General features: G+C 70.0%; 15 protein-coding genes. 1 reads left to right on the forward strand and 14 read right to left on the reverse strand.

The window, feature by feature from the left end; all coding sequences use genetic code 11:
* Nucleotides 1–20: 20 nt before the first annotated feature.
* Genes rnhB through ABS73_RS02575 form a run of 4 tightly spaced genes read right to left on the reverse strand, consistent with a single transcriptional unit; the run spans nt 21 to nt 4,042 of the window.
* A complete protein-coding gene (rnhB, locus tag ABS73_RS02560; protein WP_277020134.1) occupies nt 21–647 on the reverse strand; it encodes a ribonuclease HII in 627 nt (208 codons plus the stop codon).
* On the reverse strand, nt 647–1,126 hold the full coding sequence (locus tag ABS73_RS02565) for an ureidoglycolate lyase (protein WP_277020132.1): 480 nt from the start codon (nt 1,124–1,126) through the stop codon (nt 647–649). The genes rnhB and ABS73_RS02565 overlap by 1 nt, the downstream gene beginning before the upstream one ends.
* 10 nt (nt 1,127–1,136) lie before the next feature.
* Nucleotides 1,137–2,837, reverse strand: coding sequence for a glycosyl transferase family 90 (locus ABS73_RS02570; RefSeq protein WP_277020131.1), 1,701 nt, complete (start codon nt 2,835–2,837; stop codon nt 1,137–1,139).
* Nucleotides 2,834–4,042 carry an MFS transporter gene (locus ABS73_RS02575; RefSeq protein WP_277020129.1) on the reverse strand — a complete coding sequence of 403 codons (1,209 nt, stop codon included), beginning with the start codon at nt 4,040–4,042 and terminating at the stop codon, nt 2,834–2,836. The genes ABS73_RS02570 and ABS73_RS02575 overlap by 4 nt, the downstream gene beginning before the upstream one ends.
* A gap of 196 nt (nt 4,043–4,238) precedes the next feature.
* On the opposite strand from ABS73_RS02575, the gene ABS73_RS02580 reads away from it, so the two are divergent.
* Complete coding sequence (locus ABS73_RS02580; RefSeq protein ID WP_277020127.1) at nt 4,239–4,994, forward strand: GntR family transcriptional regulator; 756 nt, start codon at nt 4,239–4,241, stop codon at nt 4,992–4,994.
* Nucleotides 4,995–4,998: 4 nt separating this feature from the next.
* Here ABS73_RS02580 and ABS73_RS02585 read toward each other — a convergent pair whose 3' ends face one another.
* Genes ABS73_RS02585 through ABS73_RS02630 form a run of 10 tightly spaced genes read right to left on the reverse strand, consistent with a single transcriptional unit; the run spans nt 4,999 to nt 15,826 of the window.
* Nucleotides 4,999–6,501, reverse strand: coding sequence for a class I adenylate-forming enzyme family protein (locus ABS73_RS02585; protein ID WP_277020126.1), 1,503 nt, complete (start codon nt 6,499–6,501; stop codon nt 4,999–5,001).
* On the reverse strand, nt 6,498–7,307 hold the full coding sequence (locus tag ABS73_RS02590) for an oxepin-CoA hydrolase, alternative type (RefSeq protein WP_136854763.1): 810 nt from the start codon (nt 7,305–7,307) through the stop codon (nt 6,498–6,500). The genes ABS73_RS02585 and ABS73_RS02590 overlap by 4 nt, the downstream gene beginning before the upstream one ends.
* Nucleotides 7,304–7,702: a PaaI family thioesterase gene (locus ABS73_RS02595; RefSeq protein WP_277020124.1), complete on the reverse strand. Its 399-nt coding sequence runs from the start codon at nt 7,700–7,702 to the stop codon at nt 7,304–7,306. Before ABS73_RS02595 ends, ABS73_RS02590 begins: the two co-directional genes overlap by 4 nt.
* On the reverse strand, nt 7,699–8,697 hold the full coding sequence (locus ABS73_RS02600; RefSeq protein ID WP_277020122.1) for an acyl-CoA dehydrogenase family protein: 999 nt from the start codon (nt 8,695–8,697) through the stop codon (nt 7,699–7,701). The genes ABS73_RS02595 and ABS73_RS02600 overlap by 4 nt, the downstream gene beginning before the upstream one ends.
* Nucleotides 8,698–8,701: 4 nt before the next feature.
* Entirely contained in the window at nt 8,702–9,883 is a 1,182-nt protein-coding gene (locus tag ABS73_RS02605) for an acyl-CoA dehydrogenase family protein (protein WP_277020120.1), read from the reverse strand.
* Entirely contained in the window at nt 9,883–11,058 is a 1,176-nt protein-coding gene (locus ABS73_RS02610) for an acetyl-CoA C-acyltransferase (protein ID WP_277020119.1), read from the reverse strand. The genes ABS73_RS02605 and ABS73_RS02610 overlap by 1 nt, the downstream gene beginning before the upstream one ends.
* Entirely contained in the window at nt 11,055–13,139 is a 2,085-nt protein-coding gene (locus tag ABS73_RS02615) for an FAD-dependent oxidoreductase (RefSeq protein ID WP_277020117.1), read from the reverse strand. Before ABS73_RS02615 ends, ABS73_RS02610 begins: the two co-directional genes overlap by 4 nt.
* 10 nt (nt 13,140–13,149) lie before the next feature.
* Complete coding sequence (locus ABS73_RS02620) at nt 13,150–13,992, reverse strand: IclR family transcriptional regulator (RefSeq protein WP_277020115.1); 843 nt, start codon at nt 13,990–13,992, stop codon at nt 13,150–13,152.
* Nucleotides 13,992–15,320 (reverse strand): TRAP transporter large permease, encoded by a 1,329-nt coding sequence (locus tag ABS73_RS02625; RefSeq protein ID WP_277020113.1) that lies wholly within the window; start codon nt 15,318–15,320, stop codon nt 13,992–13,994. The genes ABS73_RS02620 and ABS73_RS02625 overlap by 1 nt, the downstream gene beginning before the upstream one ends.
* Entirely contained in the window at nt 15,320–15,826 is a 507-nt protein-coding gene (locus tag ABS73_RS02630; protein WP_277020111.1) for a TRAP transporter small permease, read from the reverse strand. Before ABS73_RS02630 ends, ABS73_RS02625 begins: the two co-directional genes overlap by 1 nt.
* Nucleotide 15,827 lies beyond the last annotated feature (1 nt).

A 15,827-nucleotide genomic window follows, 5' to 3' on the forward strand; every position in this document is an offset into this window, starting at 1 on the left:
GCGTCAATTTCTTTTTCGAATCAGAGTGTTACGGTTTCAGCTTTACACAAGATATTGTGGACGGGCTTGAAGGACCGCCTATGATGTGGGGTTATCCCCAGATCTAGCAGCGCGCGTTTATGCGCGGGCGTGGGGTAACCGGCATTCACATCCCAGCCATATCCGGGGTGCTGTTGCGCCAAATCCACCATGATGCGGTCGCGCAACACCTTGGCCACGATGGAAGCCGCCGCGATCGACAGGCAGCGCGCATCGCCCTTGACCACGGCCTGGGCGGGCAGGGTCAGGTCGCGGGGCAGCATGTTGCCGTCGATCAGCACATGGCAGGGCGTCTGGCGCAGACCCGCCAGCGCGCGGCACATGGCGACATGGCTGGCGCGCAGGATGTTCAGGACGTCGATCTCGGGCGGGTCGACATGGGCGACGGACCAGTCGCAGGTCGCCATGATCTGCGCGGCCAGCGCCTCGCGCCGGGCGGCGGTCAGGGCCTTGCTGTCGTTCAGGCCGGGGGGGATGGCCGTGGGGTCCAGGATCACCGCCGCCGCCGTCACGGGTCCGGCCAGCGGGCCGCGGCCGACCTCGTCCACGCCGGCGATCAGGCGCGCGCCACCATCCAAGGCGGCCTGTTCCAGCGCGTAATCGGGCATCAGGCGGTGATCCGCACGGCGGGGATGGTGATTTCCTGCAGGTTGGTGCCGGTGCCCTCGCGGTCCACGACCAGGAAATCGGCGGCGCGGTCCAGGGGCGTCAGGACGCCGTGCCAGACATTCGCGTTCAGGTTCACGCCGGTCCCGGCGGGCACCAGAAAGGCGCGCAGGGGGCCGGGCTGTCCGTCCCGGTCCGGGGCCACGACGGACAGCCAGGGGTCGGCGCCCAGGGGCATGAAGGCCTGCGAGCCCAGGGGGTGCCGCTCCAGCAGGGTGCAGTCATAGGGCAGGCTGACGGGGTCGCTGCGGAAGATGCTGATGATCGCCTCTCCACCGCCGCGTTCGACGGTGGCCAGGGCGTGGTGACGCTCGCAGCGGCCCGCATTGATCATGCGGTCGGGCGTGGCGCGGGGGGTCAGCACCTGGCCGAAGGGGGCGAAGGCTGCGGCGGTCAGGGGTTCGATGCGGATCTGGGTCATGGCCCGCCTTTTAGCGCAGCGCCGCCAGCCCGTCGAGGATCAGCCGGTGCAGCGCCCTGCGCGCGGCGGGGTCGCGCAGATGGGCGGCCTCACGGCGGGCGGCCTGCGACATCGCTTGGCATTCGGCCGGATGGGCGCGGGCCCAGGCCAGCTTGCCCGGCAGGTCGGTCAGGTGGCGGGCGACGGGGATGTAATGGACCCAAGGCCGGAAGCGGCCGGAATAGAACACCTGCCAGCCGTCCTCCTCGGCCAGCAGAACGCCGTTCTGGTCCAGCCCCGCGATGAAGTTCGAGCCGTGGTCATAGCCGGTCATGCACAGCTGATAGCGATAGGCGCGGAAGTCGCGCGACCCCATGCGCGGGCGGCAATAGGGCGCGATCAGCGGGTCATCGGCGAAATGGCGGAAGGCATGGGCCAGCACGAGGCCTGCGTCGATGTCGGGGTCGTCCTGATGCGCGCGCAGGAAGGCCATGCGGTTGGTGCGGCACAGACCGGCCCATGCGGCGTTGCGGTCGGCGGGGGTGGCGGCCTCGGCCAGGCGGGCCAGCCAGACATGGCTGGCGGGGCCGGGCTTGACGCCCTCGCGCATCTCGGAGCCGGATATCATGCCGCGCCAGACCAGGCGGTCCTGTTTCTCCTCCCACGGGATGTCGTCGGGCGGCGCCGCCGGGTCGAAGCCCGGCAGGCCCACCGCGTGCTGGTCGGGCAGCGGCCACAGGACCGCGTTCACGGCGCCCGCGCGGCGGTTGTGGCACAGGACCGGGCGGTCCAACGCGTCGCCCTGGGGGCTGCCGAACCAGCGGCTGTCCTCCATGTCGATCCAGACCGGGTCGCGGCGGTCCAGGGACAGGATGTCGTTGATGACGCCCTCGGCCCGGATCAGCTTGAAGGGGCGGCCCTCGCGGGTCAGAGCCATGGGGCGGCCGCCGGGGGGCGTCACCAGGGTCATCTGGCGCGGCGCACCCTTGGCGTCGGTCACCGCGCCCCGCCCGGCCAGCGTGCCGTCCCAGTGGCAGGCAAAGCCCGACAGGCCGTCCGGGCCGCCCGCCGCATGGGGGTCCAGCCCCGCCAGGCAAAAGCGCGCGACATCGGCGGCCCAATCCTCGGGCGCGGTCAGGGTGTCGGGCAGATCGGCCAGCGCGCCCAGCCCCGCCATCGGGTCGGGCAGCGGCCAGCGCCTGCGCGGCAGGACCGGCAGGGCCAGGTCGGGCGCCAGCCGGGCGGCCAGATCGGCGGGGGTGGTGGCGGACAGGTCCAGCGTGATCAGGCGCGGATCGTCTGCGAACAGCACCCGCATCGCGGCCAGGTGCTCCTCCAGATCGGCCTGCCAGTGGGGCGGCAGGGCGGCCGCGGGGTGCCCGCCCGCGGCCCGCGCAGGCGTAGCCGCGCGCCACAGCGCCCAGGCATCGGGCGGCGACACGGTCAGCAGAAAGCGCGCATCCGGCAGGCGGTCGCGCAGGAAGGCGGCGCAGCGCCAGGCCTCCAGCGGGGGGCGCCAGTGGGGTTTGTGGCGATAGAGGCCCGTGACCAGCCGCGCATCGGGCCAGTCGCGCAGGGGGCGGGTGCCATGCCCCATCGCATAGAGGATGTCGGCGGCCAGGCGCCCGCCCTCGTGACAGGCGACGGCGTGGCCATTGGCGCGAAACAGCGCCGCCAGCGCGTCGTCGGCGGGGCTGTCGGGGCCGATATGGATCAGCGGGCCTGCCGTCACGCAAGCGCCCGGCGCGGCAGCAGGATCGTCAGCAGCCCCAGCACCGGCAGCACCGAGCAGAGCAGGAACACCGACCGGATCCCCTGCGCATCGGCCAGCACCCCAAGCGCCGCCGCCGAGATGCCGCCCATGCCGAAGGAAAAGCCGAAGAACAGCCCCGCGATCATGCCGGTGCGCCCCGGCACCAGCTCCTGCGCAAAGACCACGATGGCGGGAAAGGCCGAGGCCAGGATCACCCCGATGGCCACCGCCAGCACGCCCGTCGCCACCAGCCCCACATGCGGCAGCGCCAGCGTCAGCGGCAGCACGCCCAGGATCGACACCCAGATGACCGTCAGCGGCCCGACCCGGTCGCCGATCACGCCGCCCAGCATCACCCCCGCGGCCATGCCCAGCAGGAACAGGAACAGCATGATCTGCGCGCCCTGGGTGGACAGGCCGAACTTGTCGATGGTGAAGAAGGTGAAATAGCTGCTGATCGAGGCGGTATAGATGTTCTTGGTGAAGACCAGCACCGCCAGCACCGCGATGGCGCGGATCACCACCGCGCGCGGCAGGCGCAGGGTCCGGTCGGGGCTGGCGGCCGAGGCGCGGCGGCGATCCTCGGCCCAGCTGCCCACGCGCCACAGGATCGCCACGCCCAGGGCGGCGGCCACCGCGAACCAAGCCACCGCCGGACGCCCCAGGGGCACCACGATGAAGGCCGCCAGCAGCGGCCCCATCGCCTGCCCGCCATTGCCGCCCAGCTGGAACAGCGACTGCGCCGTGCCGAACCGCCCCCCCGAGGCCAGCCGCGCCACGCGCGAGCTTTCGGGATGAAACACCGCCGAACCGATCCCGATCAGCATCGCCCCCGCTAAGAGCCAGCCATAGCTGTCCGCCAGCCCCAGCATCAGCACGCCGGTCAGCGTGGACATCATCCCGAAGGGCAGAGAGCGGGGCTGGGGATGGCGGTCGGTCGCCATGCCGATCAGCGGCTGCAAGAGCGACGCGGTAACCTGAAAGGCCAGCGTCATCACCCCGATCTGGGTATAGGACAGCGAGAATTCGACCTGCAGCAGCGGATAGATCGCGGCCAGCATCGACTGCATCACATCGTTGACCATGTGGCACAGGCTGATCGCCATCAGCACGCCCCAGGAGGTCAGCCGGGCCGCACCTGCCGCCGGTGCCACGGACGCCGCGGGGAAAATCTGGGGACGCATCGGATACCGCCTTGAGTATTGCACAGCATGCACTTACCAGAGATCCCATAAAAGAAAAGCACCCCGCGGGGTCGCGCACCGGCCCCTCCAGCGCCGGAGCGAGCGGTTTTTTGACGCCCTAGCCGTTAGGATAGCTATCTTTTATGCGCACATCATTTATTAAGACGGAAATAGTTCCCGTAAGAAGTCCGTCAAGATGGATAATATTTCACCGGTCCCCGTCGTGTCCTTCCGCTCCTCCGGAGCAGATGAGGGACGGCGACGGCTGAACACCTGGCAGGAGATCCGCGCCGATGTGCTGGCGCGCATCCGGTCGGGCGAATGGGCGCCCGGCGCCCTGATCCCCACCGAACAGGCCCTGTCGGTCGAGATGGGCTGCGCCCGCGCCACCGTGAACCGCGCGCTGCGCGAGCTGGCCGACAGCGGCATCATCCAGCGCCGCCGCAAGGTCGGCACGCGGGTGTCGGCCACCCCATCGCGGCGCACGGTGCTGTCGCTGCCGGTGATCCGGGACGAGGTCGAGGCCCTGGGCGCGCGCTATGGCTATCAGATGACGGATTGGGTCAGCTGCCTGCCCAGTGCGGCGGCGATGCGCACGCTGCAGGTGGATGGCGCGCAGATGCTGGTGCTGATCAAGTCGCGCTATCTGGCCGATGACCGTCCGCATTGCTGCGAGGCGATCTGGCTGAACCCGCAGGCCCTGGACCTGCCCGACCTGCGGGATTTCCACGACGAGCCGCCGCAGGAATGGCTGGCCCGCACCCTGCCTGTCACGCAGAGCCGGTTCTCGATCATGGCCGAGGGGGCGACGGGGTCCTGCGCGGTCAATCTGGGCGTCACCCCCGGCACCCCGGTCATGGTGATCGAGCGGGTGAACACGCTTGGCGGGCTGCCAGTGTCCTTCACCCGGCAGTTCTATCCCCCGATGCACCGCCTGGTGCTGGGCGAATAGGCCGTCAGCCGGCCGGGTCCTTCAACAGATCGGCGAAATGCTGGGTCAGGCGGTGTTTCAGCACCTTGCCCGTCGCCGCGGCAGGCAGCGGGCCGGTCAGTATGATCCGCGTGGGCCGTTTATAGGCCGACAGCCGTTCGGCGGCATGCTGCGCCAGCGCCTGCGCGGTCACCGCATCCGGCGCGACCAGCTGGCAGAAGGCCAGGATATCCTCGTCACCGCCCGCCCGCGGGCATCCGATCACGGCAGTCTGCAGGACGGCGGGGTGGTCGTTCAGCGCGGCCTCGACCTCGGGGGGATAGACGTTGAAGCCGCCGCGGATGATCAGCTCCTTGCAGCGGCCGACGATGTGCAGGCGCCCCTGCGCGTCGATGCGGCCCAGATCGCCGGTGCGCATCCAGCCGTCGCGCAGCACCTGCGCCGTGGCCGCGTCATTGCGGAAATAGCCGCGCATGATATGCGGGCCGCGGGTCAGGACCTCTCCGGTGCCGGGTTCGCGGCCGACCGTCTCATCCAGCGCGATGTCCACGCCGGGCAGCGGGTGACCGGCCGAGGGGTCGGGATCGCCGATGGCGTTGTTCGTGACGGTGACGCCCGCCGTGGTCTCGGTCATGCCATAGCCGTTCTGCAGCGCGATGCCGTAAAAGGCCTCGGCCCGGCGCTTCCAGTCGGGGTCCAGGGGCGCCGCGCCGCTGCTGACATAGCGCAGGGGTCGGGCCAGGCGGTCCAGGCCCTGGCCGCGCGCCTCGGCCATGATGGCGGCGTGCATCTGCGGGACGGCGGGCAGGACGGTCACGTCCGATTGCAACGCGGCCAGCGTCTGTGCGGCGGAAAAGCGCGGCTCCAGCCGGATATGCGCGCCCGTGGCCAGCCCCGCGGCCAGCATCGAGGTCAGTCCGAACACATGCGTCAGCGGCAGGACGCCCCAGATCACGTCATCTGCCTGCATCCCCCGCAACCGGGCCGAGCTTTCGCCGCCAAAGATCAGGTTGCCATGGGTCAGCATCACCCCCTTGGGCGTGCCCGTGGTGCCGGTGGTATAGAGGATCACCGCCGTCATCGCGTCCTGCGGCGCGACCTGTTCGGGCGCGACATCGAAGGGGCCCGCGACCTGCAGCGCGGCGCCAGCCAGGGTGATGGTCGGCGCATCGCCCGCGTGCAGGCGGGCCGGGTCGCTGACATCGGACAGAAAGATCGTCAGGCGCGGTTCGGTATGGGCGGTGATCTTGGCCAGCTCGGGCGCGGTCATGCGGGCGTTCACCGGGACCAGCACCGCGTCCATGCGGCTGGCCGCCAGCAGCAGAACCGGCACGGGGGCCGCGTTCTCGGCCACCACCAGCAGCCGGTCGCCGGGACGCAGGCCCATCGCCGCCAGGTCCCCCTGCGCGCGGCGGACCAGATCGTCCAGCGCGGCATAGGTCAGGCTGCGTCCCGACCCGTCGGTCAGGGCGGGACGGTCGGGATGGGCCGCGCGGGCGGCGTCGAACAGCTGGTGGATCCGGGTCATGAGTCCTCGCGTAGGCGGCGGAAATCGGGGGGGCGCTTGGCCAGAAAGGCGGTGATGCCCTCGGCCGCCTCGCGCGAGGCCAGCGCCGTGGCCATCGCGTCGCGTTCGGCGGTCAGCTGTGCCTCCAGGAGGGCGGCGCGGGCGCCGGTCAGCAGATGCTTGATCGCGGCCTGTGCCTCGGCGGGGCCTGCGGCCAGGTGGTCGGCCAGGGCCATCGCAGCCATGATCGCCTCTCCGGGGTCGGTCAGCTCATGGATCAGGCCCAGGGCATGCAGCCGTTCGGCACCCACGGGCTGGCCGGTCAGGGCCATGGACGCGGCCATCTGCGGCGGCAGGCAGGCGGTCAGCGCCGCCGTCAGCCCGCCATCCGGCACCAGCCCGGCATTCACATAGGCCGCCGTAAAGCGCGCATCGCGGGCCGACACGATCATGTCGCAGGCCAAAGCCAGCGACAGGCCCGCGCCGGCGGCACCGCCCTCGACCACGGCGATGACCGGGCGGGGGCAGGCCACGACCGCGCGGATCAGGTCGTTCAGCGCGTCGATGCGGGCGCGGCGCTGATCCTCGGGCATCTGCTGGGCCTTGATCAGCATGGTCAGATCGCCGCCCGCGCAGAAGAAATCGCCCTCGCCCATGATCAGCACGGCGCCGATGCGGGGGTTGTCGGTGGCCAGCTCCAGCGCGTGATGCAGGCCCTTGTAGAAATCGGGTGTCAGCGCATTGCGGCGGGCAGCGTTGCGGTTCTCGACCACCAGGCGGTCGCCCAGGTCGCTGATTTCGCAATGCGGGTTGGTAAGGTCGGTCATGGGGCGGCCCTTGTCTTGCGGAAGACGCCGGTCGCGGTGGCGATCAGCGTGCCGTCCTCATGCCGCAAGGCGCCCTCGATGAACAGGGTGGCGCGCCCGCCGCCGGTGACGCGGCCGGTGGCGATGACGCGCCCCGGATGGCCCGGCGCCAGATAGTTCACGGTCAGCGCCAGCGTGGTGAAGGGGTGACGGCCCGTGGCATCGACCGTCAGGCTGCCAGTGGCGCCCATCGCGCTATCCAGAAGGGTCGCGGCCAGCCCGCCATGCAGGATGCCCTGCCGGTTCAGGTGGCGGTCGTCCAGATCCAGCCAGCAGACCGCCCCCGCCCGGCAGCCCACATCCAGGACATAGCCGATCAGGGACTGGGTGCCGGTTTCCCCGTGGATCAGGGTCATGCGAAGGCGGGCTCGCCGCGCGCGAACCGCTCCAGGTGGAAATCCGCGTCGCCCATCGCGGTGTCGGCGGCCAGCAGGCGGCGGATCATGCCGCCCAGGGCATATTCCTCGGTCATGCCGATGCCGCCATGCAGCTGGACCGATTCCTCGGCGACCAGGCGGGCGGTGCGGCCCACGGTAACCTTGCAGGCCTGCAGGTGGCGGTCGCGCAGCGCCGGTTCCGCGTCCAGATGCGCCGCCAGGTTGGTCACGGCAGAGCGCGCCTGTTCGACCTCGACCGCCAGATCGGCGGCGCGATGGGCCAGCGCCTGGAACGCGATCAGCGGCTGGCCGAACTGCTTGCGCTGTTTCAGATAGTCCAGCGTCAGGTCGACCGCCGCGGTGATGCCGCCCAAGGCATAGGCCGCATGGGCCAGCACGCCCCGCGCCAGCGCGCCGTCGAAATCGGACAGCGCGCCAAGGCGGGTGGCGGGCGTGGCCTCCAGAATCAGGTCCGCGCCGCGCTGATCGTCCAGCAGCGGATAGGGCCGGATGGTCAGGCCCACAGCGTCCGAGGCCACAGCCCACAGCGCATCGGCGGTGGTGACGACGATGGTGCTGGCTGCCTCGGCTCCCGCCACCATCGTCTTGCGCCCGGTCAGGCGGTCGCCATCGGCGGCAATCGCCACGCCGCGATCATAGCGGGTGCCCGGCTCGGCATCGGCAAAGGCCAGCGCCGCGCCCTCATCCGCGGGCCGACCGGCGGCGGACAGGGCAGCGGCGGCGATCATCGCGCCGATCAGCGGCAGGGACGCCCCGGCACGGCCCAGTTCCTCAAAGACCAGCGCCACGGCGGCGCCCGATCCGTCGAACCCGCCCTCGGCCTCGGTCAGCAGGGCCTGGGGCACGCCCAGTTCGGTCAGGGCCGGCATCAGGTCGTCGCCCGCATGGCGGCCCAGCACGCCGCGCAGGCTGTCCTGCAGCATGCGCAGATCGTCGGAAAGCTGAAAGTTCATGGGCTTATCCTTTCGCCAGCGCGCCAGAGATGATGCTGCGCTGGATCTCGTTCGAGCCGCCATAGATCGACAGCTTGCGGTTGTTCAGCCAGGTGGCGGAGGCGGCCAGCGCGCCGTCCGCGCCGTCCGGGCCTTCGTTGCCCTCCAGCGTCAGGGCCATCGCCTGGCCGCCATAGGCGCGGCGCGTCAGGGCATCCAGGCGCTGGCGGATCTGGGTGCCCTTGATCTTGAGCATGCTGCTCTCGATGCCGGGGGCCTGACCCTGGGCCGCGGCGGACAGCATGCGCAGGTTGGTGGTGGACATGGCCATCAGCTCGATCTCGACGCCCGCCATCTCAGCGGCGAACAGCGGATCGTCGGACAGGGGCTGGCCGCGATGGCGCTGCGCCTTGGCCACGCGCTTGAGGTTGTCCAACGCAGCGGTGGCAAAGCCCACGCCCGCGATGTTCGTGCGCTCATGCGTCAGCAGGTATTTGGCATAGGTCCAGCCATCATTTTCCGTGCCGACGAGATTGGTCGCAGGGACGCGGACATTGTCGAACCAGACCTCGTTCACCTCGGCCGTGCCGTCCAGCAGCACGATGGGCCGCACGGTCACGCCCGGCGTGGTCATGTCGATCAGCAGGAAGCTGATGCCTTCCTGTTTCTTGCCGGTGGCATTGGTGCGCACCAGACAAAAGATCATGTTGGCGTGCTGACCCAATGTGGTCCAGGTCTTTTGCCCGTTGACGACATAGTGGTCGCCATCGCGTTTTGCCTCGCAGCGCAGGCCCGCCAGATCGGACCCGGCGCCGGGTTCGGAATAGCCCTGGCACCACCAGTCGTCACCGTTCAGGATGCGCGGCAGCCAATAGTCCTGCTGTTCCTTCGACCCGAATTTCTGCAGGACAGGCCCCAGCATGGCGATGCCAAAGGGCACGATGCGCGGCGCGTGCGCCCGGGCCGACTCCTCCTCGAAGATGTGGCGCTGGATCGCGGTCCAGCCTGCGCCGCCGAATTCGGTGGGCCAGTTCCCGGCCAGCCAGCCGCGCGATTGCAGCTTGGCGTGCCAGCCCTCCATCTCGGCCTTGGTCAGGTCGTGATGCAGGCGCACCTTGCGCGCCAGCGCCGGGTCCAGCTCGGTCTTGAGAAAGGCGCGGATATCGTCGCGGAACGCGATCTCGTCGGCGGTAAAGCTCATGTCCATCAGAAGATCTCCAGAAGTCCGGCGGCACCTTGGCCGCCCCCCACACACATGGTGACGACGCCCCATTTGGCACCCCGCCTGCGACCTTCGCGCAGCAGATGGCCCGCGGTGCGCGCGCCCGTCATGCCGAAGGGGTGCCCGATCGAGATCGCGCCGCCGTTGACGTTGTATTTCGCCGGATCGATGCCAAGCGTGTCGCGGCAATACAGACACTGGCTGGCGAATGCCTCGTTCAGCTCCCACAGGTCGATATCGTGCACCGACAGCCCGTGGCGCTCCAGCAGGCGCGGCACGGCAAAGACCGGGCCGATGCCCATCTCATCCGGCGCGCAGCCTGCGACGGCAAAGCCACGGAAGGCGCCAAGCGGCTCCAGGTTCAGCGATGCCGCCAGATCGGCCTCCATGACCAGCAGCGCCGCAGCGCCATCGGACAGCTGGGACGCGTTGCCCGCGGTCACGAACAGGTCTGCTCCGCGCACCGGCTCCAGTTTCGCCAGCGCCTCCAGCGTGGTGCCGGGGCGGTTGCCCTCGTCGGCGGCGATGGTCACGTCGCGGTCGCGGGTTTCGCCGGTCGCCTTGTCGGTGACGGACATGGTGACGGAGATCGGAATGATCTCGTCGTCGAAGACCCCGGCGGCCTGGGCGGCGGCGGTGCGGGCCTGCGATTCGACGGCATAGGCGTCCTGCGCCTCACGCGTGACGCCATAGCGGGAGGCGACGATATCGGCGGTCTCGATCATGGTCATGTAGAGGTCGGGGCGGTTCGCCTCGATCCATCCTTCCCGCGAATGGCGCACGGGCGGCTGGACCATCGAGATGCTCTCCACCCCGCCGACCAGCACGGCGCGGGCGCCCTCATGCGCGACCATCTGCGCGCCCATCGCCAGCGCCTGCAGGCCCGATGCGCAGAACCGGTTGACCGTGGTCCCCGCCACGCTGTCGGGCAGGCCCGCGCGGATCACCGCCTGGCGGGCGATGTTGCCGCCCGTCGCGGCCTCGGGGTAACCGCAGCCCCAGATGCTGTCCTCGATCAGGGCGGGGTCGATGCCCGCACGCTCGACCACGGCGCGGGTGGTGGCCCCGGCCAGCACGGCCCCGTGGGTCTGGTTGAAGGCGCCGCGTTTCGCGCGACCGATAGCGGTGCGGGCGGTGGACACGATGACGGGGTGTTTCATGACTGCGGTTCCTTGTTCAGGTCGGCAAACCGGCGGCCCGTGGCCACCAGATCGACCAGCAGCGGCGCAGGCCGCCAGAAATGGTCATCCATTTCGGCAAAGTGGCGGATGTCGGCCAGGATGCGGTCCAGGCCATGGGCGTCGGCCCAATGCATCGGCCCGCCGCGCCAGCGCGGAAAGCCATAGCCGTTCAGCATCACCACATCGACATCCAGCGGCCGGGCGGCGGTGCCGTCAGCCACCACGCGGGCGGCCTCGTTCACCAGGGCGGCCATGGTGCGGGCCACGATCTCGGCATCCGTGAAATCGCGGGGCGTCAGGCCCAGATCGGCGCGCACGGCCGCCAGCAGCGCGGGCAGGTCGGGGTTCGGCACCGGAGGCTTGGCGGCGTAATCGTAATAGCCGCGCCCCGATTTGCGGCCCAGATGGCCCTGTTCGTACAGGCGGTCGGCAAAGACCGGCACGCGGTCGCGCGGATGGCGGTCGGCGGCCTTGCGCTGGCGGGTCATGTAACCGATGTCCAGCCCGGCCAGATCGGTCACCGCATAGGGGCCCATTGCGAAACCGAAATCGGTCAGCGCGCGGTCCACGGCGATCGGATCGGCCCCGTCCAGCACCATCGCATCCACCGCCGCGCGGTAATGCGACAGGATGCGGTTGCCGATGAAGCCGTCGCAGACGCCCGCCCGCACCGCGATCTTGCCCAGACGTTTCGCCAGCGCGAATCCGGTGGCCACGGCGCGAGGGCTGGTACGGTCGGCCACGACGACCTCCAGCAGGCGCATCACATGCGCCGGAGAGAAGAAATGCAGCCCCAGCACGTCGCCCGGCCGCGCGGTCGCATCGGCGATGGCGTTCACGTCCAGATAGGAGGTGTTGGTCGCCAGCACCGCGCCCGGTTTCGCGACCCGGTCCAGTTCGGCAAAGACCTGATGCTTGACGTCCATGGATTCGAACACCGCCTCGATCAGCAGATCGGCCTGGGACAGGGCGGCGTAGTCGGTGTCGGTGCGGAAGGCCCCCGACAGGATCGTGTCGCGCCGGTCGGCGGCCAGCTTGCCGCGCGCGACGGCTCCGTCCAGCAGGCCCGACACGGTGCCGCGGGCCTTGCTCGCGGCGGCATCGTCGCGTTCGATCAGCGTGACGTCCAGCCCGGCCAGCAGGCAGGCGGTGGCGATGCCCGCGCCCATCAGCCCGCCGCCGACGATGCCCACGCCGTCCAGCGGCGCAGCCTGGGCCTGGCGCAGCTGCGGCAGGTGGCCGACCGCGCGTTCAGAGAAGAATGCGTGGATCAGGGCGGCGCGCTGCGGGCTGTCCATCAACGCCAGAAAGCCCGCGCGTTCGACCGCCATGCCTTGGTCAAAGGGCAGCGCCAACCCTTCGGTCACCACATCGACGGCGATGGTCTGGGCGATCTGGCCGGGCAGCTTGCGCGCCAGCGTGGCCTTGAGCGCATCGGTGGCGGCGGGGTCCGCGTCGGGCGCGGGCAGATCGCCGGTGCGGCGCGGCGGCTGGCCCGCCAGGGTTTCGGCCAGGGCGATGGCGTCGGCGTTCAGGTCGCCCGTGGCCAGCGCGTCGATCAGCCCCAGCTCCAGCGCCTGCGCGGCGGGGATCTGGCGGGCGCTGGTGATGATGTCCAGCGCCGGGGCCAGTCCGGTCAGGCGCGGCAGGCGCTGCGTGCCGCCCGCGCCGGGCAGCAGGCCCAGGGTCACCTCGGGCAGGCCCATGCGGGCGGAGGGAGCGCTGATGCGGGCGTGGCATCCCAGGGCCAGCTCCAGCCCGCCGCCCAGGGCGGTGCCGTGGATGGCGGCGACGACGGGTTTCTCCAGCGCCTCGATGGCTGTGATCACGTCGGGCAGGAAGGGCTGCTGCGGCGGACGCCCGAATTCCGAGATATCGGCCCCCGCCACCCAGGTGCGGCCTGCGCAGAGGATAACGGCGGCCTGCGCCTGATCGTCGGCGGCAAAGGCGCGGGCGGCCTCCATCAGCCCGGCGCGCACGGCCTGGCCGGTGGCGTTCACCGGCGGGTTGTCGATGGTGATCAGGCCGATGCGGCCCTGGCGTGCATAGGTGACGGGCATGGGAAACCTCTTAGTCGTTCGGGCTGCCGGACCAGGCGGGGATGCCGTCGGTGCCGACCAGCCGCTGCAGGCGGGCCACGGTGTCGCGCAGCATGGGGCCGACCTGGGCCTGGATGCGGTCGGCGGGCAGCACGTCGTCCAGCGCGCCGCAGGAAAAGGCCACCGGCCCCGCCAGCCGCGCCGAGCGGAACGGCACCGACACCGCCGAGATGTTGGTGGAATAGCGCAGCGCCTGCGGCACCACCGCAAAGCCCTGCGCGATCAGCTGGGCGCGGGCCTGCATGCGCAGATCGGCCAGCGGCGTGCCGTCCAGCGGCGCCTCCGGCCCTTCGGCCAGCAGCGCGGCGAATTCGTCCCGCGTCGAGGCCCCCAGCAGCGCCAGCCCCGAGGACGAGCTGCCGATGGGCAGGCGGTGCCCGACCTCCAGCCAGATCGAGGCCGCGCGCTGCGGCCGCCAAGTGCGCATCAGCGCGACCTTGTCGCGGTCGCGCACGGCGAACAGGACCAGCGTGCCGGTCTGGTCGGCCAGCGCCTGCATCATGTCCTGCGCGGGGTCCAGAAAGGCCAGCGACGCCGCCGCGACATGGCCCATCGCCAAGAGCGTGGGGCCGGGGCGATAGCGGTCGTTGCGCTGTGGCTGCGTCAGATAGCCCAGGCAGCCCAGGGTGAAGGTCAGCCGCGACACGGTCGATTTCGGCAGGCCGGTGCGTTCCGCGATCTGGGCATTGGTCAGGCCGTCATCGCCCGCCCGGAAGGCGCGCAGCACGGACAGGCCCCGCGCCAGGGTGGTGGCAAAGTTGCGGTCGTCCTCATAATCGGGGCGCAGGTCGTCGGTTTGCAGATCCGGGGTCATCACATCGACCCCGGGATCAGCAGCGAGATGATCGGGAACAGGATCAGCAGCACCAGCACCAGAAAGTCGATGACCAGGAACCGGCTGACGCCCGCAAAGATCTTGTCGATGCTGACATTCTTGGTGACGTTGCTGACGACAAAGACGTTCAGACCCACGGGGGGCGTGATCAGCCCGATCTCCAGCAGCTTGACCACGATGACGCCGAACCAGATCAGGTTCAGGCCATAGCCCTCGACCAGCGGCACCATGAAGGGCAGCGTCAGGACCATGATCCCGATCGGGTCCAGGAACATGCCCAGCACGATATAGATCACCACCACGACCAGCATCAGCATGGCAAAGGACAGCTGCGCATCCGACACCATGCCCACGACCGCGCCCGCCATGCCCGTCAGCGCGACGAAGCTGACAAAGATCTTGGCCGCCCCCGCGATCAGGAAGATCGCCGCCGTCTGGACCAGGCTTTCGCGGATCGCGCGCCACAGGATCTCCAGCGTCAGGCGGCGTTGGGCGAAACCGATCAGCGTGGTCAGAACGACGCTGACGGCGGCGGCCTCGGTCGCGGTGAAGATGCCGCCATAGATGCCGCCGACGATCACGACGAACAGCATCAGCGCAGGCCATGCCGCGATGGCCGCGTCCATGCGGCTGGCGGTGCCCGCCTCTCCCGCGGGGGCCGCCTTGGGGTCGCGGGCGACCCACCAGGCGATGACCAGCAGCATCCCCACCAGGGACAGCAGGCCCGGCAGGATGCCCGCCAGGAACAGCTGCGCGATCGAGGTCTCGGTGAAGATGCCATAGAGGATGAAGAGGACCGATGGCGGGATCAGCGACCCCAGCGTGCCGCCCACCGCCACCGATGAGGTGGCCAGGCGCGGGTCGTATCCCATGCGCAGCATCTCGGGCACGCAGATGCGGCCCATGGTCGAGGCGCAGGCGATGGACGACCCCGAAATGGCCGAGAACCCGCCGCAGCCCAGCACCGATGCCATCGCCACGCCGCCCGGCAGCTGCCGCAGCCAGACCGCGGCGGCGTCATAGATGCGCGTGGTGATGCCCGCATAGAAGGCGATGTTGCCCAGGGCCACGAACAGCGGCACCATCGACAGATCGTAGGAATGCACCAGATCGAAGAAGTTCGAGAACACGACAGAGCTGGTCGGGTTCAGCGCCCGTTCGGGCATCCACGCCCCGGTGCGGGTCGCATAGACCAGAAAGGTGCCCACGCTGGCCACGCCCGCCAGCGCGAAGGCGATGGGCACGCGCATGGCCAGCAGCACCAGAACCGCCACCATGGCGACAAGGCCGATCGTCATCGGGTCCATCAGTTCACCTCGTTTCCGTCGGCATCGTGCAGGATGTCGCCGCGCCGCAATTGCGCCACGTCGCCCACCAGCAGGATCGCCAGCCGCACCCACATCAGCGCCAGTCCGATCATGAACAGCGCGATGCCCGGCCAGCGGGGCAGGTTCAGGTCGCCGTAATAGAATTCGCCCGACCGCCAGGCCTGACCGGTGACGCGCCAGGACGCGTAGATCAGCGGGATCAGTGCCAGCAGGCCGATGACATGGCCCGCCACAATCAGCCGCGACCGCACGCGCACCGGCATGCGGTCGGACAGGAAGGTGACGGCGACGTGGCTGCGTGCCGCCGTCGCCGCCGCCATGGGCAGGATGATGGCCGCGACCATCAGTTCACGCACCAGGATGATCGCGTCGGGCACGCTGGACCCCAGCACCGCACGCATCACGACATTGGCGAAGATCACCACGCCAAGCGCGATCAGCGCCAGCACGGAAAGGTCCAGCAGCGTCCGCTCGATCAGGCGCATG

The sequence above is a fragment of the Paracoccus sp. SCN 68-21 genome (genome assembly GCF_001724535.1).
Classification (GTDB): Bacteria; Pseudomonadota; Alphaproteobacteria; order Rhodobacterales; family Rhodobacteraceae; genus Paracoccus; species Paracoccus hibiscisoli.